Origin of the sequence: Paenibacillus sp. FSL R7-0210 (genome assembly GCF_038009085.1) — a bacterium.
In the GTDB taxonomy this organism is placed as follows: Bacteria; Bacillota; Bacilli; order Paenibacillales; family Paenibacillaceae; genus Paenibacillus_AQ; species Paenibacillus_AQ silagei.
The window spans coordinates 3,131,096-3,151,551 of record NZ_JBBPAR010000001.1; the positions used below are offsets into that span (position 1 = coordinate 3,131,096).

The 20,456-nt window shown below is 52.9% G+C and carries 19 protein-coding genes; 4 read left to right on the forward strand and 15 right to left on the reverse strand.

Annotated elements, in window-relative coordinates:
* The first annotated feature begins 110 nt into the window (after nt 1-110).
* Nucleotides 111-743, forward strand: coding sequence for a GNAT family N-acetyltransferase (locus MKY64_RS13655; protein ID WP_209877641.1), 633 nt, complete (start codon nt 111-113; stop codon nt 741-743).
* Nucleotides 744-764: 21 nt separating this feature from the next.
* Here the strand turns inward: MKY64_RS13655 and MKY64_RS13660 are convergent, their stop codons facing one another.
* From MKY64_RS13660 to MKY64_RS13670, 3 genes are all read right to left on the reverse strand, one after another.
* Complete coding sequence (locus tag MKY64_RS13660; RefSeq protein ID WP_340953499.1) at nt 765-1,460, reverse strand: 5'-methylthioadenosine/adenosylhomocysteine nucleosidase; 696 nt, start codon at nt 1,458-1,460, stop codon at nt 765-767.
* Nucleotides 1,461-1,554: 94 nt separating this feature from the next.
* A complete protein-coding gene (gene ccpA, locus MKY64_RS13665; protein ID WP_036695017.1) occupies nt 1,555-2,565 on the reverse strand; it encodes a catabolite control protein A in 1,011 nt (336 codons plus the stop codon).
* Between the two features lie 318 nt (nt 2,566-2,883).
* On the reverse strand, nt 2,884-3,321 hold the full coding sequence (locus tag MKY64_RS13670; protein ID WP_076074887.1) for a hypothetical protein: 438 nt from the start codon (nt 3,319-3,321) through the stop codon (nt 2,884-2,886).
* A gap of 232 nt (nt 3,322-3,553) precedes the next feature.
* On the opposite strand from MKY64_RS13670, the gene MKY64_RS13675 reads away from it, so the two are divergent.
* On the forward strand, nt 3,554-4,078 hold the full coding sequence (locus MKY64_RS13675; RefSeq protein ID WP_036729480.1) for a type 1 glutamine amidotransferase domain-containing protein: 525 nt from the start codon (nt 3,554-3,556) through the stop codon (nt 4,076-4,078).
* A 93-nt stretch (nt 4,079-4,171) separates the two neighbouring features.
* Here MKY64_RS13675 and MKY64_RS13680 read toward each other — a convergent pair whose 3' ends face one another.
* From MKY64_RS13680 to aroA, 8 genes are all read right to left on the reverse strand, one after another.
* A complete protein-coding gene (locus MKY64_RS13680) occupies nt 4,172-5,581 on the reverse strand; it encodes a DUF4179 domain-containing protein (protein ID WP_340953500.1) in 1,410 nt (469 codons plus the stop codon).
* A 1-nt stretch (nt 5,582) separates the two neighbouring features.
* Entirely contained in the window at nt 5,583-6,107 is a 525-nt protein-coding gene (locus MKY64_RS13685) for a sigma-70 family RNA polymerase sigma factor (protein ID WP_340953501.1), read from the reverse strand.
* Nucleotides 6,108-6,318: 211 nt separating this feature from the next.
* The gene (ptsP, locus tag MKY64_RS13690; RefSeq protein ID WP_340953503.1) at nt 6,319-8,085 is read right to left on the reverse strand and encodes a phosphoenolpyruvate--protein phosphotransferase; all 1,767 of its coding nucleotides are present in this window, start codon (nt 8,083-8,085) and stop codon (nt 6,319-6,321) included.
* On the reverse strand, nt 8,082-9,968 hold the full coding sequence (locus tag MKY64_RS13695) for a glucose PTS transporter subunit IIA (RefSeq protein ID WP_036729487.1): 1,887 nt from the start codon (nt 9,966-9,968) through the stop codon (nt 8,082-8,084). The genes ptsP and MKY64_RS13695 overlap by 4 nt, the downstream gene beginning before the upstream one ends.
* Before the next feature lie 417 nt (nt 9,969-10,385).
* Nucleotides 10,386-11,057 (reverse strand): hypothetical protein, encoded by a 672-nt coding sequence (locus MKY64_RS13700; RefSeq protein WP_209877651.1) that lies wholly within the window; start codon nt 11,055-11,057, stop codon nt 10,386-10,388.
* Nucleotides 11,058-11,279: 222 nt separating this feature from the next.
* On the reverse strand, nt 11,280-11,714 hold the full coding sequence (locus MKY64_RS13705; RefSeq protein ID WP_340953505.1) for a CoA-binding protein: 435 nt from the start codon (nt 11,712-11,714) through the stop codon (nt 11,280-11,282).
* Between the two features lie 161 nt (nt 11,715-11,875).
* A complete protein-coding gene (locus MKY64_RS13710; protein ID WP_340953507.1) occupies nt 11,876-12,376 on the reverse strand; it encodes a GNAT family N-acetyltransferase in 501 nt (166 codons plus the stop codon).
* A gap of 53 nt (nt 12,377-12,429) precedes the next feature.
* The gene (gene aroA, locus MKY64_RS13715) at nt 12,430-13,722 is read right to left on the reverse strand and encodes a 3-phosphoshikimate 1-carboxyvinyltransferase (protein WP_340953509.1); all 1,293 of its coding nucleotides are present in this window, start codon (nt 13,720-13,722) and stop codon (nt 12,430-12,432) included.
* 126 nt (nt 13,723-13,848) lie between these two features.
* Here aroA and MKY64_RS13720 point away from each other — a divergent pair, with 126 nt between their 5' ends.
* Complete coding sequence (locus tag MKY64_RS13720) at nt 13,849-14,157, forward strand: rhodanese-like domain-containing protein (RefSeq protein WP_209877658.1); 309 nt, start codon at nt 13,849-13,851, stop codon at nt 14,155-14,157.
* Nucleotides 14,158-14,194: 37 nt separating this feature from the next.
* Here the strand turns inward: MKY64_RS13720 and MKY64_RS13725 are convergent, their stop codons facing one another.
* The 4 genes from MKY64_RS13725 to MKY64_RS13740 all read right to left on the reverse strand — a co-directional run bounded on the left by MKY64_RS13725 (nt 14,195) and on the right by MKY64_RS13740 (nt 18,784).
* Entirely contained in the window at nt 14,195-14,701 is a 507-nt protein-coding gene (locus MKY64_RS13725) for a shikimate kinase (RefSeq protein WP_340953510.1), read from the reverse strand.
* Nucleotides 14,702-14,892: 191 nt separating this feature from the next.
* On the reverse strand, nt 14,893-16,305 hold the full coding sequence (gene gndA, locus MKY64_RS13730) for an NADP-dependent phosphogluconate dehydrogenase (RefSeq protein WP_339255976.1): 1,413 nt from the start codon (nt 16,303-16,305) through the stop codon (nt 14,893-14,895).
* 264 nt (nt 16,306-16,569) lie between these two features.
* The gene (locus tag MKY64_RS13735) at nt 16,570-17,166 is read right to left on the reverse strand and encodes a hypothetical protein (protein ID WP_209877659.1); all 597 of its coding nucleotides are present in this window, start codon (nt 17,164-17,166) and stop codon (nt 16,570-16,572) included.
* A gap of 328 nt (nt 17,167-17,494) precedes the next feature.
* Complete coding sequence (locus MKY64_RS13740) at nt 17,495-18,784, reverse strand: MFS transporter (protein WP_340953511.1); 1,290 nt, start codon at nt 18,782-18,784, stop codon at nt 17,495-17,497.
* Nucleotides 18,785-18,928: 144 nt separating this feature from the next.
* Here MKY64_RS13740 and MKY64_RS13745 point away from each other — a divergent pair, with 144 nt between their 5' ends.
* Nucleotides 18,929-20,404 (forward strand): aminotransferase class I/II-fold pyridoxal phosphate-dependent enzyme, encoded by a 1,476-nt coding sequence (locus MKY64_RS13745; protein ID WP_036729506.1) that lies wholly within the window; start codon nt 18,929-18,931, stop codon nt 20,402-20,404.
* Nucleotides 20,405-20,456: the final 52 nt, after the last annotated feature.

Genomic DNA, 20,456 nt, shown 5'->3' on the forward strand with positions numbered 1-20,456 from the left:
ATTCTATTAATTCCGTCAATGCTCTAAATGTGAATATTCCGTGTCGGAATCAGTATATCACAGGAAGCGGTTACATTCCATATTATAGTGAACCGGAAGGGAGCCCAAGCATGGAGCACCATAAAATCCCTGTATCCCATACCATAGAGCATCAAGGCCGGCTGATTTCTGTCCGTGGACCCTTATCTCCCGAAACGCTCCAGACCTTAAGCATGCACCGCGATCTGGACGCCTTCCGTAAGCCGCAGGAGCAGCTTGAAGCCTTGATCGAAATATCTGGCTTGCCCGAAGGGCGCATCGTAGCAGCAGTGGTCTCAGACGTTATCGTAGGCTATGTTACTTTTCATTATCCGGATGAACTGGAGTTATGGTCTCAGGGCGGGATGGAGGATCTGATTGAGCTGGGAGCCATCGAAGTGGCTGACGAGTATCGCGGAAGCGGGCTTGCGAAGCTGCTGGTTTCAAGCGCTTTTGAAAAGGGACAACTGGAGAACTGCATCGTATTCACAACCGAATATTATTGGCACTGGGACCTCAAGGGGAGCGGTCTTAATGTATGGGAGTACCGCCAGATGATGGAGAAGCTGATGAAGACGGTAGATATGGTGTGGTATGCCACCGATGACCCGGAGATCTGCTCGCATCCGGCGAATTGCCTCATGGTCCGCATGGGCCAGGATGTGCCGCTGTCCTCCCGCGAGACCTTCGACCGGGTGCGCTTCAGACAGCGGTTTATGTATTAATTCAGGCGGCCTGCCTGCAGGTTACATAGCCTTAAGCATATGCTCCAGAATGGCATGGGAATGCTGCGAGGCCGTTACGGTGAACTCACTGTAATTCACATGGGCTGAGCCGTCGGCTTTGTCCGACATTGAACGTACGATTACAAAAGGGATCCCGTTCATATGGCAGACTTGGGCGACCGCCGCACCCTCCATCTCTGCACAGGCCCCGTCCATCTGCTCACGCAGCATAGCTACGGACGCCCTGCTGGCAATGAATTGATCCCCGGACAGCACAATGCCTGTTACAGACTTCTGCTCCAGCTCTAGACAGGCCTCTTCTGCTAACTTCACCAGCAGCGGATCTGCCTGGAAGACGGAGATCTCCTGATACGGAATCACCCCTCTGGCATAGCCGAGCGCTGTAGCATCCATATCATGCTGAATGCAGGAGGACGAAATCACAATATCTCCGATGTCCAGCTCAGGATGCAGCGCCCCGGCCACACCAGTGAACAGCACCTGCTCCACGCCGAAGCTGTCCAGCAGAATCTGTGTGGTTACGGCGGCGTTCACCTTGCCTACCCCAGATTTGCAGACTACAGCTGCCTTCCCGAACACTGTCCCTGCATAAAAGGTAATTCCGGCCTTCACCGCGGTCTGCCGATTCTCCATCTCTTCCAGCAGCAGCTTGATTTCTTCATCCATTGCGCCAATCAGACCCAATACTCCGCTCATTTTATATCCCCCCCGAACTTTGTGTCCGCAAACATAAAAAGCTCCCGAAGGAGCTTCTTAAGTAACCTATGTTCACGAGCTAAACGTACTGAACTTATTTATTGACATGGTTGACAGACAGACGAAGAATGGTCTCATGCGGCAAAATAACCCGCGGATTCTCAACCGTCTCCTTCTTCATCAGCTTCGTCAGCAGTCTCATCGCTACAGCACCGAGATCATACATCGGCTGTGCTACAGTAGTGAGGAGCGGACGAACCATTGAAGCCATCCGGATGTTGTCTACACTGATAATCGAGAAGTCATCCGGCACCTTAAGACCTTCATCCTGAATACTGTGAATGGCGCCAATCGCCATCTCATCGGTAGCAGCAAAGATAGCCGTCGGCTTCTTCTTCAGACCCAGGAAGTACTTCATGGCTTCGACACCGGATTCGTAACGATAGTTACCGATGCGTACCAGATCCTCCTGATACTCGATACCTGCCGCCTCCAGCGCCTTCTTGTAGCCGTGGAACCGGGCATAGCCGTTCGCAGGGTCCTGCAGCGTACCGCTGATCATTGCGATCTCGCGGTGTCCGTGGCGGATCAGCGTATTCACCGCATCAAATGCAGCCGTCTCATGGTCGATATCCACGGAAGGATAAGTTCCCTTCTCATCGCGGGTCGCACAGAGCACGATAGGCACAGCAGAGGTCTGGAACGCCTGAATATGCTCTTCCGTAACGGTTCCGCCCATGAACAGCAGCCCGTCCACCTGCTTCTCGAGCAGTGTGTTAATGACACGAATCTCCTTCTCTTTACGCTTGTCAGCGTTACAGAGAATAATGTTGTAGTGATACATATTGGCAATATCTTCAATCCCGCGTGCAATTTCCGCAAAAATCGAGTTTGAGATATCAGGGATAACAACCCCTACGGTTGTCGTTTTCTTGCTGGCGAGACCTCTCGCCACCGCATTCGGACGATAGCCCAAACGCTCAATCGCTTCAAAAACCTTCTTCCGGGTCTGCGGTTTCACGTTGGGGTTATTATTCACAACCCGTGATACCGTAGCCATAGATACGCCTGCTTCTCGAGCTACATCGTAAATGGTTACCGTCAAATTACTCTCTCCATTGCGATAAATTTTATCGTTCGACTAATTAAAATTATGATACGACACTTTGTACAATTGTGCAATGATAACGCTTCATTTTCCTTTCAAAATTTCTTTCAAAGGTTGAAACGCCAGTCCTGGCGCGGCTTTGACGCCTTCCGCCAATTCCTGATCCTCCAATAGCTTCCAGTGGGAAGCCCTTAAAATTTCAAGAATTCTGTATGCTTTCTCTATCGTATCAAAAAGCGCGTGAAAAATCCAACATTCGTTGAAAGTTTTTCATTGTTTTTGCAGACTTTTTTTCAAAATGTCAAAAAATGCTCTTTATTTGGCACTTTCTGCCGAATGAGCCGTCAACTGGGAGAGCCGCAGGCCGATCTCTTCCATCCACTTCTTGTCAGACAGATCCGCCGCCGTGCGGTATACATCCAGCAGCAGATCAATCCGGCTCTGCATAGCCTTGCGGATAGCCTCCTCCAATTCCGGCAAGCCGCCGGCAAACAAGCCCGCAGCAAAGGTATCCTTCAGCACACTGGCCCACTCATTACGGTCCGCAAAGGACAGATGCAGCTTGCCCGCAGGGCGCTCTCCAAGCTCCCGGATCAGCAGGCCCAGGTCACGCTTAATAACCGGCAAGGGCTCATAACGGGCGCATTGCCCGCAGGTATATACAGGGACATTAGTAATTTTGATCTTCGCACTATAAATCAGTGTGTGCATATGTATGGTCATGATCCCGCCGCAGCCACAAGACTTCTTCATTAATTGTTCCTTATACATCTCCCACACCTCAGAATGATCTTTTAAAAACGCATAGCTTTGCCTTTTCCCTCTCTAGTATTCGACCTCATCCCCCTGAATCCCTGCTAGTTTGCATATCATGTTTTAATTGGCGATAGTAGTAGGAATTTCCATATCGAAAAGTGACTTCAACTGTCTCTTTTGATAGAATGACATAGATATCAGGAAGTTAAGCCGAAGGGAGCTGTACAGAATGAGACTGTCTGGTAAAAAAGTCATTGCACTGGTGGACGATGAATTTGAAGACCTTGAGCTGTGGTATCCCGTATACCGCGTGCGTGAGGAAGGGGCTGAGGTACATCTGGCAGGCCTTGAGAAGGGCAAGACGTATGTAGGCAAATATGGTGTACCCGCCACGGCTGAATACAGCTGGGACGAGCTGAAGGCTGCCGATTATGACGGCATCCTCGTTCCCGGAGGCTGGGCACCCGACAAAATCCGCCGGTACAGCGCAGTGCTGAAGCTGGTGCAGGATTTCAATACTGCGAAGAAGCCGATTGGCCAGATCTGCCATGCCGGCTGGGTCTTAATCTCCGCCAAAATTCTCGAAGGCGTAACGGTCACCTCCACGCCGGGCATCCGTGACGATATGGAGAACGCCGGAGCCATCTGGAAGGACGAGCCGCTCGTCCAGGACGGACACATCATCTCCGCCCGCCGCCCGCCGGATCTGCCGCCTTACGGCAAAGCGTTCTGCGATGCGCTGGCCGGTGAGTAGCAGGCAACATGAGATCTGCTATAAACAACAAGCCCTGCCCTGTCGTCTGACAGGGTTCAGGGCTTGTTGCCGCTTTTGCTTCTATATGGGGGATTAGCGGATAGGGACAGACAGCTTCTCTTTGATCAGGGCAGGATACGCCTCAATGGTGAACGTCAGCGGCTGCGGGTATTTATTGCTGCCCAGACCCCGGTAGTACATGTGAGGGATGGACTTCGCTTTCACCGGCTCAGTGCGCTGCGGAATATCGATATCAAATTTATCTGCTGAATGAACTGTACCTGCTCCATCGGTAAATGTTTGTCCCAGCATAAGGTCATTGTAGATGCTGTTACTCTGTGCTTGAGAATCATATTCCAGCACCATCGTGGAGCCCTTCTCCGTGTTGTGAATGGACATTTGCAAATTCTGATCTGGAGCCTTAATAATTTGTTGCTTATCCGTATCAATAATTAATTGGGTTGCCTGCTTATCCAGCGCCAGAATTCCATTGATTTGCAGCTGGAGCGATTGTGTCGAGCTCCTGTCGTTGGCAAATATCAGTCTGCCTCCACTGTCCGTAAAGCTGGCGGCGCGTAAAGCCAGATACGAATAATCACCGCTGCCGCCTGCTAAGAACCCCGGTTTGTACATAGAGAAGATCTGTTTGGAGTTCAGCGGGTCGCAGGTATAGTCCAGATAAATGCCGGAGGCGGCCAGATAGACCTCATTAATTTCAATTTTCTGACCGTCTATTTCCAGTGTTTTGTCTACATGTATGGTTTCTCCTGCCTTGGCGATCTGCTCCCGGTCCAGCGGAAGAGCTACAGAAAATTTAGCGAGAGGGCTATCTGCTGAAGCTGGCGTGAACTGCTTGTACTTACCAAGCTCAAGCTCAAACTTAATTTGATCGGGAAGAGCGCCTGCATCATCACTCTCCCACTGCCTTACCTCATAACCGTAGGTTATACGTTTTGGGGAAATTGAATTATCAGGCCCCAGGGATGTATGCAAAGGATTTGAAACAGCTGATGTTAACTGAATATGTGCTACTCGGGCATTCTCATCAGTCTTATTCTGTAATGAATACAAGACGATAATCCCCTTCTGATCCGCAGCAATTCCATCTACAGTCAGAACAAATCCGTTCTGCTCCGCAGTAACACCCGTGACGCGCTGTACAAGGCCATCCTCGATTGCCGAAGATACAGCGTTTGTGGTCATCACAGCTGGAATATACTTTTCAAAGGGTCCGTAGCTCTGAAATATTGCTGCCTGATCCGGAGCTGCCCCCTGTGACTTCAACACCTCACTCGCCCGGGGAAAGGAGAATAACAGCACAAGTCCAAGTACTGCCGCCGCTGTAGCCAGAGCATAACGCTTCCTTAATGACATAGAGCTTCTCCGGGAACGTGTTATGCCTCTGCGGATTGCCGTGTTCAGCCGCATTTCCGGGACCTCCTCCGCTTCTGCCGACAGACTGTGGTAATACTCCTTCAGCAGCTCTTCTTCTGTCTTGACCATGCTATAGTCCCCCTTTGATTTTCATTTTGTCACGTAACTGCTTAAGTCCCTTGTTCAGCCAGGTCTTGACCGTTCCTTCCGGCTTGCCCAGCACCTCGGCAATTTCTGTCAGCGTCATATCCCGGTAGTACTTCAGTACAAGCACCTGACGGTATTTGGGCTTTACCGCTTCCAGAGCCTGCTCCATATCCAGCTTACGGTCACTGGTCATCTCCTGCAGTCCAGCTCTTGCCTGTTCAGGCACAGGAGCAGCCAGCCGCTTCCTCCGTTTCAGTTCGTCCTTGCAGCAGTTGATCAGAATCCGGGTCAGCCAGGGTGCGAACCGGTCCTCATCCTTCAGGCTCCCGCGCTTCACCCAGGCCCGGTATGTAGTTTCCTGAACCATCTCGAGTGCCTCCGCCTCGCTGCGCAAGTAGCTGTACGCAATACTGTAGAGTATTTTCTTCTGCTCCAGTACCCGGTTGATAAACAGCTGCTCCTGTTCATTCAAGTGGCGCACCTGCTCGCCTTCCCACGTATGCTCCATCCAGGCTTAGTCTCCCCTTTCTTTTTTGACTTCTGTATATACTGACTGTCCCGCAGCCCAAACGGTTTTACTTTTTTGCATGGCAGGCCTGTTCCCTCAGATCTCAAAACAAAAAGTCCGGTGTGTGGCCCCCTTGACCCTCACCCGGACTTTATTTAGATATTCTTGCTGCTTGTCCTTGAAAACCCGATAACGTTCAGTTGTTACCCGGCTATGATGTCTTCTCTTTGGAATCACCGCCGGCGCCCAGCGGGAATCCGCTCCGTGAGACAAAAGCAGTAAGCTGCTCCTCTGTCTCAGAGCTGGTGCGGTTGCGGAAGCAGACCTTCGCAATCTCCCTGGCTTCAGAAGCCAGTGTGTTCAGTGTGCGGTGCTTCACCTTCAGCAAGGCTTGCGGTGACATGCTCAGCACATTGATCCCCAGTTCCAGCCAGAGCGGCAGTGAGCGCTCATCTGCGGCCATCTCACCGCATACACTGACATCGATGCCTACGCTGCGTGCCGCATCCACCGTCATGCGGATCATACGCAGCACTCCCGGATGGTACGGATGATACATATGGGCAATCTGCTCATTCATCCGGTCCACAGCCAGTACATACTGCACCAGATCATTCGTGCCGATACTGAAGAAGTCCACTTCCTCCGCCAGCAGGTCGGCAATCATCACTGCGGCCGGAACCTCGATCATTATACCTACCTTCATGTCACGGTTATACGGTACACCCCGGCTGTCGAGCTCGCTCTTTACCTCGTTCAACACTGCTTTGGCCGCCTGCACCTCTTCGACAGAAGAGATCATCGGGAACATCATCCGGACATTGCCGTAATGACTGGCCCGCAGAATGGCTGTAATCTGGGTTTTGAACATGTCCTTGCGGTCCAGGCTGATCCGGATGGCCCGGTAGCCGAGGAACGGGTTCTGCTCCTCCGGCAGCTGGAAGTAATCCAGATGCTTGTCTCCCCCGATATCAAGTGTACGGATGACTACGGTCTCCTTGCCGACTTTTTCCGCAACCAGCTTATAGACTTCGAACTGTTCATCCTCTGTCGGAAAAGTACTACGGTCCATGTACAGAAACTCTGTACGGAACAGTCCCACTCCCTCGGCCCCGTATTTCAGTGCCATGTTCAGCTCCTTCACGGAACTGATATTGCCGGCCAGCCGCAGAGACACACCGTCCTTCGTCACCGCTTCGACGGTTGCAAGCAGCTCCAATTGCTCCCGCTTCCGCTGCTGCTTCGCACGTCTGGTGTTGAAGTCCAGCAGTGTGGATTCATCTGGATGAATCATAACCGCCCCGGTCTCCCCATCGAGCACCAGCATGTCCCCTGTCTGGATAGGAGTCAGGATCTTGTTCTCCAGGCCTGCCACCAGCGGAATGCCGAGCGCACGGGCCATGATGGAGGAATGCGAGGTTTTGCCGCCCATCATCGTCACGATACCCAGCACATACGCCGGATTCAAATGCGCCAGCTGTGAGGGGGACAGCTCCTTCGCTACCAGAATGTAAGGCTGGGTATCCGACGGCAGAGTGACCTCCGGCGCACCCAGGAGATGCTTCAGCAGGCGGTTGCCGACATCCTTGATATCCACTGCACGTTCTTTCATATATTCATCGTCGAGCAAATCGAACATCGCCACGAAGTGGTCGATCGCTTCCTTGACCGCCACCTCGGCTGCCTTGTATTGGCGTTCGATAATGCCGCGGATTTCGCTCATGAACACCGGATCATCCAGGATCGCCAGATGGGCATCGAAAATGCTCGATTCCTCCGGTCCGACGACCTCGCGGAATTCTTTTTTGATAAACTCGATCTCGTCCTTGGAGGTCCGAATGCCTTCGTACAACCGTTCGAACTCCTTAGCCAGATCCACCGGATTCACCTGAGTGTCCGGCAGACTCCATTCCCAGTTCGGCAAGACAAAGGCCTTCCCAATGGCAACACCTGCTGCGGCGCCTACGCCTTGTATCATGCTTCGATCCCTCCAACATTGCTTTCATGTAGTACCACGGACATGACGGAAGACTGCCCCTTTTTCACGTTTTTGAATGGCGCGTAGCTCCAGGATTTGACCCGGTCCGGGTTGGTAATCACCATCGGTGTCGCCAGCGAAGCGGCATGCTCCTTCAAGAAGGCCAGGTCAAACTTGACCAGCAGCTGCCCCGGCTCCACGCTGTCCCCTTCCTGTACAAGCGCCTCAAACGGCCCTTTAAGCTGCGAAGTGTCGATCCCGATATGCATGAGCACCTCCAGCCCTTCGGGCGTAGCAATGCCCACTGCGTGCATCGTAGGGTATACGTGCATCACCTTGCCGAATACAGGCGAGACCAGCTCTCCTTTTTCCGGGACAAAGGCCACTCCATCCCCCACCAGCTTCGCGGCAAAAATATGATCCGGCACCTCTTCAATCGGCATCATCCGCCCCTGGATCGGCGCACTGAACAGCACCTGCGGCAGATCGCGCAGCATCAGCTTGTCGATCTCTTCGCGAATCAGCTCCGAATACGTCCCGAAGACGACCTGCACATTGCCGCCGCCCAGCTTGATAATGCCTGCGGAGCCCAGCCCCTTAAGCGCCCCTGTATCTATGAAGCGGTCATTATGCACCGTTAATCTCAGCCTGGTGATGCAGGCCTGAACCTGCACAATATTCTCCTTGCCGCCCAGCGCCTCCAGAATCAGCGGAGCCTGATACGGGATATTGCCCGCCCAGTCGCCCAGCTCAGAGCCTTCCTCACGGCCAGGGGTAGGAATTTGAAACCGGCGGATCGCCCAGCGGAACACGTTGTAATACACAATGCCATAGCCGATCCCGATTGGAATCAGCAGCCAGGCCCGCTGGGACAGATGCATGTTGAGGAAGAAATCGATGGTCCCCGCCGAATAGGAGAAGCCGTGATGAATCCCGAGCGAGTAGGTCAGCACCATCGCAAGCCCGGACATAACCACATGCAGCGCAAACAAATACGGCGACGCGAACAGGAAGGCAAATTCAATCTGCTCCGACACACCGGTCAAAAAGCACACTAAAGCTGCACGCAAAAAAGTCTTCTTGATCTTGGGCTTGAGGTCCTCGCGCGCTTCCTGAATGATTGCAAAGGCAATTGCGGGCAGAGCGAACATCATAATCGGGAACAGTCCGGCCATGAACACACCCGCTGTAGGATCACCGGCAAAAAAGCGCGGCAAATCCCCCTGTACGACTGCACTGCCGTCAGGCGTCGTAAAGGAGCCCAATTGGAACCAGAACACATTATTCAGAATATGGTGCAGGCCAAAGGCCGTCAGCACCCTGTACAGCACACCGTAGACGAACACTCCATAGCCGCCGGTCACCTGCACTACCCTGAACAGCTCATTAAGCAGTTCCTGTAGTAGCGGAGACACTCCGAGCATGACCCAGGCGAACAGCGCCGAGAATAAGCCCATGAACAGCAAAACAAAACGCGACCCGCCAAAAAACTGGATCGCCTCCGGCAGCTTGATATTCTTAAACCGGTTATGCGCTACACCGGCTACAATCCCCAGGATAATCCCAATTAATGTTGCAGGCTGTACAGCCCCGTCTCCCATGTTGGACACAATCCGGTCATAAGTGAACATCCCTGCGAGTGCGGCCAGTCCGGCCGGTCCGGCCTGATTGGACAACCCCCACGCCACACCGACAGCAAACAAATAAGGCATGAAATAGAATATTCCTTGCCCCGCGTACGTCGTCACTTCGGATACCGAAGAAAGTCCCCATGCAGACCACGGTAAGCTGCCCAGACTCAGCAGAATCGCTGCCGCCGGAAGCACCATGGTAGGAAGCATAATGGCTCTGCCCAACTGCTGCAAAGATCCGAGCCAATTCAAGGCGACCCTCTCCTTTCTTTCTATATTGAATGGTAAGCGTTACAGCAGTTTTTGTCAAAAGAATCTGGGCGTGAAAAGGACGACTCCTGTGACTCCTGTGACTCCTGTGACTCCTGTGACTCCTGTGACTCCTGTGACTCCTGTGACTCCTGTGACTCCTGTGACTCCTGTGACTCCTGTGACTGGATAAGTGTAGTTTGTACAACTATATTTGGCAATACGACCTTCTATTTTACTTTAACTGCACTCTGTACAACTATTTTTGGACAATTTAACTCTAATCGCAATAATGCGTATTTTTAGTTGTACGAAGTGCGATTAAACCCAAAAAACACCTTATCCAGCGCATTTTAGTTGTACGAACTACACTTAAGCCGATTATCGCATAGATTACATGTTACATCTTGAGCTCCTCCCTCACCATATTTGATCTAGCCGCATGGAATTCACCTCGTAATACCGTATCCGTTCTTTTGAAGAGACTGGTTTGATGAAACCCTTATCACTCAACGCCACCAGCAGCTTGTGTGCTGTCCGGTAATTAATGTGTAAAGATTCAATTAAGTCTTTAGGCCGAAGCGGTCTAGAAATCCGCCATGCCAGCCTTAGCACATCCATTTCTTTTGACAATAGTTGCTCCCTGCTGGACGAACTCCGCGCCAAATAAGGCGCCAGCGCCAGCTGCAGCAGCATCCGGCACACTTCGGGACGCTGCTGGATGTCGTCGAACGAGAAGTGGAGCATTTTCCAGCCCATGCCTGTCAGGAAGGTGTCCCGGTTAAGCGCATAGTTGAACTTCTCCCGGTCCATATCCTTGATATGGCTCTGATAGCCGTCACACTCAATCCCGAAGCGGGTCCCGTTCTGCGGCAGAAAGGCAAAATCCAGAAACTGCGATTTCCGGTTCCAGTCATACACCTCATATTCCGGGTGCAGCTGCTCCAGTGACTCGAATAGCGGCCACCATACATTCTGCAGAAATAGCTTCTCCGCATAGTTATGTCCGCGCAGCAGCCTCCCCCGCCGTTCACCCGTTCTTACAATCGTATGTGCCTCCATAAAGCTGCTGTGTGCCTGCTCAAATTCCATATCTACTTCCCCCTCCCTGAAAATACAAAAAACGCCCTTTCCCCATTTAAAATGGAGTAAAGGACGTTCTTCGTCTGTGTCAAGTATAGCAATACTTATTAGTGAAAACTAATCGAGAATGCAGCAACCAGGTCTGAGGTACGTTTGGCAAAATTTAATCTGGATAGCTCTGAACTACAAGTATATCCGGATCTGTGTACCTGATCATGCATACGATTCGTCTTACCCCCGGCTCCGGCCCTTCATGGTGATCGCTTCCTCCACCTTGATGCAGCAGTCCATGATTGCGATCATATGATTTGCAGCGGCAATCTCCGCCGCCTCCTGGCTGATGATCCCCTGCTGCAGCCAGAGAACACGCGCGCCGATATCAGCAGCCTCCTGAGCTACAGCTGCGCAGTATTCGCTGCGGCGGAACACATTCACAATATCCACCGGCTCCGGAATATCCGCCAGCGTATGGTAGCATTTCTCGCCCAGGATCTCCCCGTCTACTAACGGATTGACCGGAATGATCCGGTAGCCCCGGCTCTGCATAGCGCCTGCAACCATATATGAGGTACGGTCTGTTTTGTCGGATAGGCCAACAACAGCGATATTGCCTGCCGCAGCCAGAATCTCGCCGATTTCTTCCCTGCTTGGGTTCTCAAAGCTCATGTCTTATTCCCCTTCCGTCTGATTTCTTCCATGCCCTCCGCAGCATTACTGCCGCTTGAGTCACAGTTTTATCATTTTCAGCAACAACTACATCATACAGTGCTGCACTAGAAGTTCCAAATTCTCATCAGCTTGTGTAACCTGTCAATTCATCTCTGTGCCTACGAATCCTCCGGGTCCCCCACGCTGCATAGCCATACCATATGAACGGAACCCGGTCCCCAGTAATCCTGCACTGCTGCATAGGGCGTTCCGAATTTCCGCAGCCATCTGTCCTGGGCCCTCTTATATCCGCTGTCCAGGCAGAATTCGGAAATTCCCCGCTTTCTAAAAAATCCCATGACCTCATCAATTAACGCCGAGCCCACACCCTTGCCTTGATTCCCAGGCAGCACATACAGACTTCCCAGCTCACCCACAGCGGACAGCCGGTTATCAGTGCAGTTCCGTATGTCCTCTCCGCAAGGCGCGTAGGAAACGGTGCCGATGATTATTCCATCGGCTCTGGCAACCCAGAAATACACATCCGTCTCCAGCGGATTCAACGAGTCGTTAGCCTTTCGTATCTTGGCTGTGATCTCCTGCCGGATATCGGCCTGCAGGTGACCCAATCCTTCCCGTTCGAAGGCATCGGCGATCGTTACCTTGAATAGATTCGACACAGAAGGAATATCTTCCGGGGCAAGAGGTGTAATGCATAAAGAACCTAAAATGCTCACTTCACCCATTCCACATCCGCACCCAGCAAGCGCAGATGATCGAAGTACTGCGGATAGGACTTCGCCACATGATGGGCATCCTTGATGAGCAATGGCTGGCGTGCCCGCAGCCCTACTACAGTAAGGGCCATAATCACACGGTGGTCATAGTGGGCATTAATCGTTACGCCGCCTTCCACGCCTTCCGGTGTACCATGCACAATGATCTCGTCCCGGCGTTCCTCAACCTTCGCACCGGCCCGGGTCAGCTCTGCCAGATAATCCGTGATGCGGTCGCATTCCTTGTAGCGCAGATTCTCCACATTGTAGAAGCGTGAGGTCCCTTCGGCAAAAACCGCCGCGGCCACCATAGCCAGGACCGCATCAGTTGCCGCATCGCCGTCGAATTCCACCGCCTTCAGGACCCCGTTCCCCTGCACATGCACTGTTCCGTTCTCATGGGTGAGCGGCACCTCCATCATCCGCAGCACATCGACAATGGCCCGCTCCCCCTGCTTGCTTCTCTCAGCCAGCCGGTGAATGGTCACATCCGACTTGGTCACCGCTGCGGCCGCAAGCACTGCGGCTGATCCCGGATAATCGCCTTGCACCGTATAGGTCTTGGCAGCATAAACCTGCCGGCCCGGCACCTTAAAGGACATATAATCGTCCGCCGCATGTACGATAATCCCTGCCTGCTCCAGCACCTCCAGCGTCTGCCCGATGACCACCTTGGATTTCAGATCATCCAGCACGATGATCTCACTGTCTTCTTCAAGCAGCGGGGTCAGGAATAAAAGTGCGCTGAGATACTGCGAGCTGACGGCACCGGAGACGGTAATCCGTCCGCCCTGCGGCTTGCCGCCGCGGATCGTAATCGGCAGTCTTCCGTTATTATGCTCTACTTCCACTCCGAGCTGGCCAAGTGCCAGAATCAGGTCGTCATGCGGCCGCTTGCCCAGAGAATCGGGATACGTATTCACGAAAGTAACCTCCGGGCTAAGCGCAGCTACCGCCATCAGGAACCGGAGGACTGCGCCGGCATTCCCTACATTCAGCTCCTTGACGTCACGGGGATGGCGGCCGAACCCCTGTACTACGATTTTCTCATCATCTTCGGTCAGGACTGCGCCGAGATCGGCGATACATCTGCGGATCGCGTCGCTGTCCTCGCTGTGGGCAGGATGGTAGATCGTGCTGACTCCTTCAGAGAGAGCGGTTACCAGCAGGTAGCGCGTGGTGTAGTTTTTGGAGGACAGGGCTCCGAATTCTCCTTGCAGCGTCGGCGTAGGCCTAACAATAACGTCCATAGTATAAGCGCTCCTTCATAATATATAGTCTGTATGTACGGGCCTGTTTGACAGGGTAATCCGCAGTTGTGTTATTATTGCGTGAAGAGAATCCATTCCCATTCGGGCAGAAAAGAGGGTACTACCATGAATGAAATTCCGCAAATTACACCGCAGGAGCTGCGTAAGCGGCTCGCTGCCGGCGAAGAGCTTGTACTGATCGACGTCCGTGAAGAGGATGAGGTTGCTTTCGGCATGATTCCCGGTGCTCAGCATATCCCGATGGGCCAGATCCCGCAGCAGACGGACAAGCTTCCGTCAGACACTGAGATCATCTTCATTTGCCGTTCCGGCAACCGCAGCCAGCGGGTCTGTGAATATCTGCAGCAATTCGGCATTCAAGGCTCTAACCTGAGCGGTGGCATGATCGAGTGGGATGATACCAGCGCGGAATAACTTCATCCTGATGCATAGCGCCAACACACATAAAAGCTCAAGCGCGGTAACGCAGTAAAATGTATTGCGAGACCTCAGCCACATTCAACTCCGTTGTATCGACCGTGCAATGCGCGAAACGGTAAGCTTCCCTGCGCTGTTCCATAATGGAACGGACCCGGTTTGCCGCATTGCCGGCGAGCAGCGGCCGGTTCTCATCCCCGCTGACCCGTTCAATAATGGTATCCTCCGAAGCTGTAAGGGCCACTACGAATCCATGCTCCAGCATGACTTCGGCATTCCCCGGCGCAAGCACCGCCCCTCCGCCTGTAGAGATCACTTTGCGCTCTCCCTGCAGCATTTCCTGAAGTACCGCTGATTCAATACTCCGGAATGCCTGCTCTCCGCCTTCCGCGAAGATATCCGCAATACCACGGCCCTCTCTTCCGGTAATCACTGCATCCAGATCAACCAGTTCATAGTCAAGCTCCTCGGCCAGAATGGCGCCTACTGTGGATTTCCCCGTAGCCATCATCCCGACGAGAATGATATTTCGATCGTCCATAACAACCTCCAAGCCGCGACATTTGTCATATCATAACACAGGGTGAAAAGTTTGCACAATGCCGGCAGCCTTCATTTTCAGGCGGGCTGTGCCTGCCATGGCTATGCCTCATGGATGCAAAAAACCCGAAAGCCCTCCGCATGAAGCGGAAAGCATCTCGGGTTCCTAAGCAATAAGCTGAACGCTGCCTGTTACTCTGCCAGCCAGTTGTGGTGGAACACGCCTTCTTTGTCCACACGCTTGAAGGTGTGAGCGCCGAAGTAATCGCGCTGTGCTTGCAGCAGGTTCGCCGGAAGACGTTCTGTACGGTAGCTGTCGTAGTATGCAAGGGCGCTGGAGAATCCCGGAACCGGAATACCCAGAGTTACAGCCGAAGCGATAACCTTGCGCCATGCCGACTGGTAGTTGTCCATAACATCCTTGAAGAACGGATCAAGCAGAAGGTTCTTCAGCTCTGCATTATTGGCATAGGCATCCGTGATGTTCTGCAGGAACCGGGAACGGATGATGCAGCCTCCGCGCCAGATCTTGGCCAGCTCGCCGTACTTCAGATTCCAGCCGTATTCGTCAGAAGCCACACGCAGCTGGGCGAAGCCCTGGGCATACGATACGATCTTGCTGGCGAACAACGCTTTACGCACGTTCTCGATGAATTCAGCCTTGTCACCATCGAATGGAGCGGCAGCAGGGCCGCTCAGCACCTTGCTGGCTTCAACACGTTCTTCCTTCATGGCAGACAGGAAGCGGGAGAAGACGGATTCGGTAATCATGGACAGCGGAACGCCGAGATCCAGCGAGCTTTGGCTTGTCCACTTGCCGGTACCCTTTTGTCCGGCAGCATCAAGGATGACGTCCACCATCGGCTTGCCGGTCTCTTCGTCATACTGGGCGAAGATATCCTTCGTAATCTCGATCAGATAGCTGTCCAGCTCGCCGTTATTCCATTCTGCGAAGGTGCTGTGCAGCTCCTTGGCATCCAGACCCAGGACGTCCTTGAGCAGGTGGTAGGCTTCGCCGATCAGCTGCATGTCACCGTACTCGATGCCGTTATGCACCATTTTGACATAGTGTCCTGCACCGTCCGGCCCGATATATGTACAGCAAGGCTCTCCGCCCACGTGGGCTGAAATCGCCGTAAGGATAGGTTCAACCAGCTTATACGCACTTTCTTGACCGCCTGGCATAATCGAAGGGCCCTTGAGTGCGCCTTCTTCACCGCCGGATACGCCGGTGCCGACGAAGCGGAAGCCTTTGTCTTCAAGATATTTGCTGCGGCGTACGGTGTCAGGGAAATAAGCGTTACCGCCATCGATGATGATATCGCCTTGATCCAAGTACGGCAGAAGCTGCTCAATGGTGGCATCCGTAGCCTGGCCTGCCTGAACCATGATCAGAATCTTGCGCGGTACTTCCAGTGACCCTACGAACTCTTCAACGGAGAACGTGCCCACCAGGTTCTTGCCTGCTGCTTCTGCAACCAGATCATGTGTCTTCTCCGGGGAACGGTTAAACACGGATACGCTGAAGCCTTTGCTCTCGATGTTAAGAGCCAAATTTTTGCCCATTACCGCCAAGCCAATAACGCCGATTTGTTGTTTTGACATCTGGTTCTCCACCCTTTGCACCCTGTATTTTTGTGAAATCCATTTCTCGCAGTATAAGAATACCACCCTTTGTCAGAGACAGCAAAGTTCTGCCTGCGAAAGAGAGATCAATTTCATTGACAAACTTCGATCCATCAGGGAAATTGCTCACAATGACTATTTTAACGGTTTTGTCCGCAGAAGTGAACCCCCTCCACCAGAAAGGCACAATAAAAGGACACCCCATTATGGGATGCCCTTAATCGCCTAAGTTCACTCAGTGCACTACCACTCCAGCGCTGCCAGCTCCCTGGTCAATTGCTCAAGCCTCGCTGTGCTGGCCGCCACCGCTTCCGTATCGCGCTCACGCATAGCTTCATTCAGCAAGTCGAGCTGTTCATCCACGGCAAGCCTGCGGTCACGGATCCGCTCTTCGCCCTCTATGGAGTAGAACAGCTTCGTCAGCTCCTGATCCGACAGCAGCGGCCCCTTCTGGTACAGCACACGCTGCTGATAACCGGAAATCTCCACCAGGCGGATGACTTCACCGAATAAAATATTCTCTATAATGATCTGACGGTCGCGGAAGCGCTTGACAACGGCATGACCTCTCATATCCCCAATCAGCTTCTCCATCCATTCTGACAGGCGCGCATCACGGATCATGTAGTCTCCCACCAGCTTGAAGCCGTCCTTAATCCGCTGGAAGCGCAGCTTCACAAGCTTGCGGCCGGTGCGCACCGAAATAAGAAAAACAGTCTCGTTCTCACTCCAGTACAGGGAATAACCTTCCTTGATCAGGTCCTTGATTAGATCCTGGATATGCTGTCTGTCGAACCGCAGCTCCAGATTGCAGTACTCCACTTCATCGTTTTTGTTCACGGCACTCCCCCCTAACTGCTTGATTTAAGCATAGTCAGCTTCACGGCCTAACCTAAGAGTAGAACAGACTGCCGGACCTCCGCTTGCACCTTGATTCTTTGTGTGGCTTACACTTATTTTATACTTCATAATATGTAGCGGTAACTTGGTTTATTGACTATTTTTACCCGTTTTTAGCCTTTTCCAAACGCTGGAACCCGTTTTAGGTGAGTTGGTCCAGCCCTTTTATATGCAAAAACAGCAATAAAGCCGCATTGCGCCTCCTTTTCAGGCAGTCTGCGGCTTATTGCATTTCCACACTGGCTTCCCCCCCCTGTGTCCGCTCTACTCAGTGCGCCCTGGTGTGCTTCAGCTTCGTCCGGTGGACGATCAGCAGATGCAGGCCGAATAACACAACCATTACTCCCGCGCTGGCCAGAAAAGGGGCACCGTGGCTGACCGTATCCCACAGCTTGCCTGACACCACCGGACCGGCAACCATCCCTGAGCCCTGCAGCGTCAGGAAGAGCCCCCAGACGGTCCCGCGCTCGCCCTCCGGCACCTGCTTGGCCAGGAAGGCGTTCCACGCCGGGAGAATCAGCGCATAGCTGATCCCGACCAGCGCCACCGCCACGAAGGCCAGCGGCAGCCAGCGGACCTGTGAGAAGAAAGCCATGGAGCAGGCTGCCAGCAGGAAGCCGATATTAAGGAAGATGGAGGTGCCGACCTTATCGACCAGCTTCCCGGCGGGTATAAGGGTTAGCACGGTAATCCCTCCTCCGGCAATCAGCAGCAGGCTGAACTGGTTGGGGGTGACATGCAGCTCCGAACGTGCGAACAAGGTGACCACCGGGGTCATAAGCCCGATCGCAAAAGCCTGCAGGAACAATGCCGGGAACAGCAGGCGGCTTACCTTCAGGGAGGAGGTGACCTGCTGCCAGGTCCGCTTCAGACTCTCCAGGGGCCTTACCGGCTTACGCGGCACCGGTGGCCCCTCCGCCGATATCTCTCGGACAACGCGCGGCGCATGACCGCCGATCTTCGAGGGCAGGAACAGCGCCACGGCTACAACAGCAGCAGCGAAGCCCATCAGCACCAGGAAGACCGTCCGGTAGCCCTGTCCGCCATGATCCATCATGAAGTTGACGATAATCGGACCGACGCCGGTTCCGGCCAGTGAGGCCATCTCCACCGCCCCCATGGCTGCGCCGCTGCTGCCGCTCCGGGTAGAGCCTGCCAGCTCGGTGATGCCTGTCATCGTACAAGGCCACAGCGGCGAGGTGCCGATCCCCAGAATCAGACAGGCGAGGGACAAGCTTACGGAATCTTTGGCATAGATAATCAGCCCGACTGCCACCAGCAGCAGCAGCAGAGCTCCTGTCATCGTCCAGCGGTAGCCGATCCGCTCCATGACCCAGCCGAACGGACTGCGGAACAGGTTATCCCCGAGATACTGCAGCGCGAAGGCGAACCCGACCACCGTTACGGAGAGGCCCAGAATATTCTCCATATAGACCGGCAGCAGAGCTACCAGCAGCGATCCTTTGACGAATTCGACCAGGAAAATAATGATCCACATTTTTAATATGAACGGTGAGGCTAAACTGATATGCATACGTTCCGCTGCTTTGCCAGACATTTCATCACATCCTAGTATTATGTTGATTGATTTGTTATACTGATGCTTGCTCAAGTAGAAATAGGTATTCTGTCCCTCCGGGGACGCCTTTTGCTTCAGCGAAATCAAAAAACCACTCTTCGCGAAAGGTTGTGACAGCATTAAATGAATCAACAAGCTACTCCCCTCTTCACTGCTCTCAAAAAGCATGCCGCCGGAAATCCAGTTCAATTCCATATTCCGGGACATAAGAAGGGGCTAGGGACCGATGCCGAATTCCGTGAGTTTATCGGCGATAACGCTCTATCCATAGATTTGATCAATATTGCACCGCTTGATGATCTTCATCAGCCCACCGGGGTTATTCTTGAAGCTCAGAAGCTGGCTGCAGAGGCTTTCGGCGCCGATTACACGTATTTCAGTGTACAAGGCACGAGCAATGCCATCATGACTATGATCCTCTCTGTCTGCTCAGAAGGAGACAAAATTATTGTGCCGCGCAATATTCACAAATCGGTAATGTCGGCCATTATTTTCTCCGGAGCCAAGCCTATTTTCGTCTCTCCTGTACAGGATGAGAATCTTGGGATAGACCACGGCATAACCACCAGCTCGCTGGAACGGGCTTTAAGGCGCCATCCGGATGCCAAGGGTGTCCTCGTTATCAATCCGACGTATTTCGGCGTATGCGCCGACCTCCGTTCGATTGTCGACCTGGCCCACAGTTACGGGGTTCCCGTACTTGTGGACGAGGCACATGGAGTACTGATTCATTTTCATGAGGACTTACCGGTATCGGCCATGCAGGCCGGTGCAGATATGGCAGCAACCAGTGTGCATAAGCTGGGCGGCTCCATGACGCAGAGCTCGGTACTGAACCTCAATGCCAAGACGGGTCTTGTCAACCCACAGCGGGTACAGACCATTCTCAGCATGCTGACCACCACTTCAACCTCATATATTCTGCTTGCCTCTCTGGATACCTCCAGACGCAACCTTGCCCTGAACGGCCATGAGATGGCGGCGAGAACCATCGCCTTGTCCAATTATGCCCGCAATTCGATCAACGAGATCGAGGGGCTGTACAGCTTCGGCAAAGAAATTCTCGGAACAGAAGCCACCTTCAATCATGATCCGACGAAGCTGAACATTCATGTAAGGCATCTGGGTATTACCGGTTACGAGACCGAGAACTGGCTCCGGCAGAAGTACAACATCGAAGTTGAACTCAGCGACATGTATAATATTCTTTGCCTGATTACCCCTGGAGATACTAAGGAATCTGTAGATAAGCTGCTTGCGGCGCTGCAGGTGCTCTCAGCGATCCATTACAGCAAGGGTGAGATCTATGAGCTTAAGGTACAGGTGCCGAATATTCCGCAGCTGGCCCTAATCCCGAGAGATGCCTTCTATGCGGATACGCAGCTGATTCCCTTCCGGGAGTCTGCCGGCTACATCATTGCAGAATTCATCTACGTCTATCCGCCGGGAATTCCTATTCTTCTCCCTGGAGAAGTTATTACCCAGGATAATATCGACTATATCATTGACCATGTAGAAATCGGATTGCCCGTCAAAGGACCCGAAGACCGCAGCATTACCAATATAAAAGTAATTGTCGAAGCTGAGCCGATCTCCTAAGGCTTGTCCTATAGCAGTGCGACATGCAAAACCCCGATACGTATAGTATCGG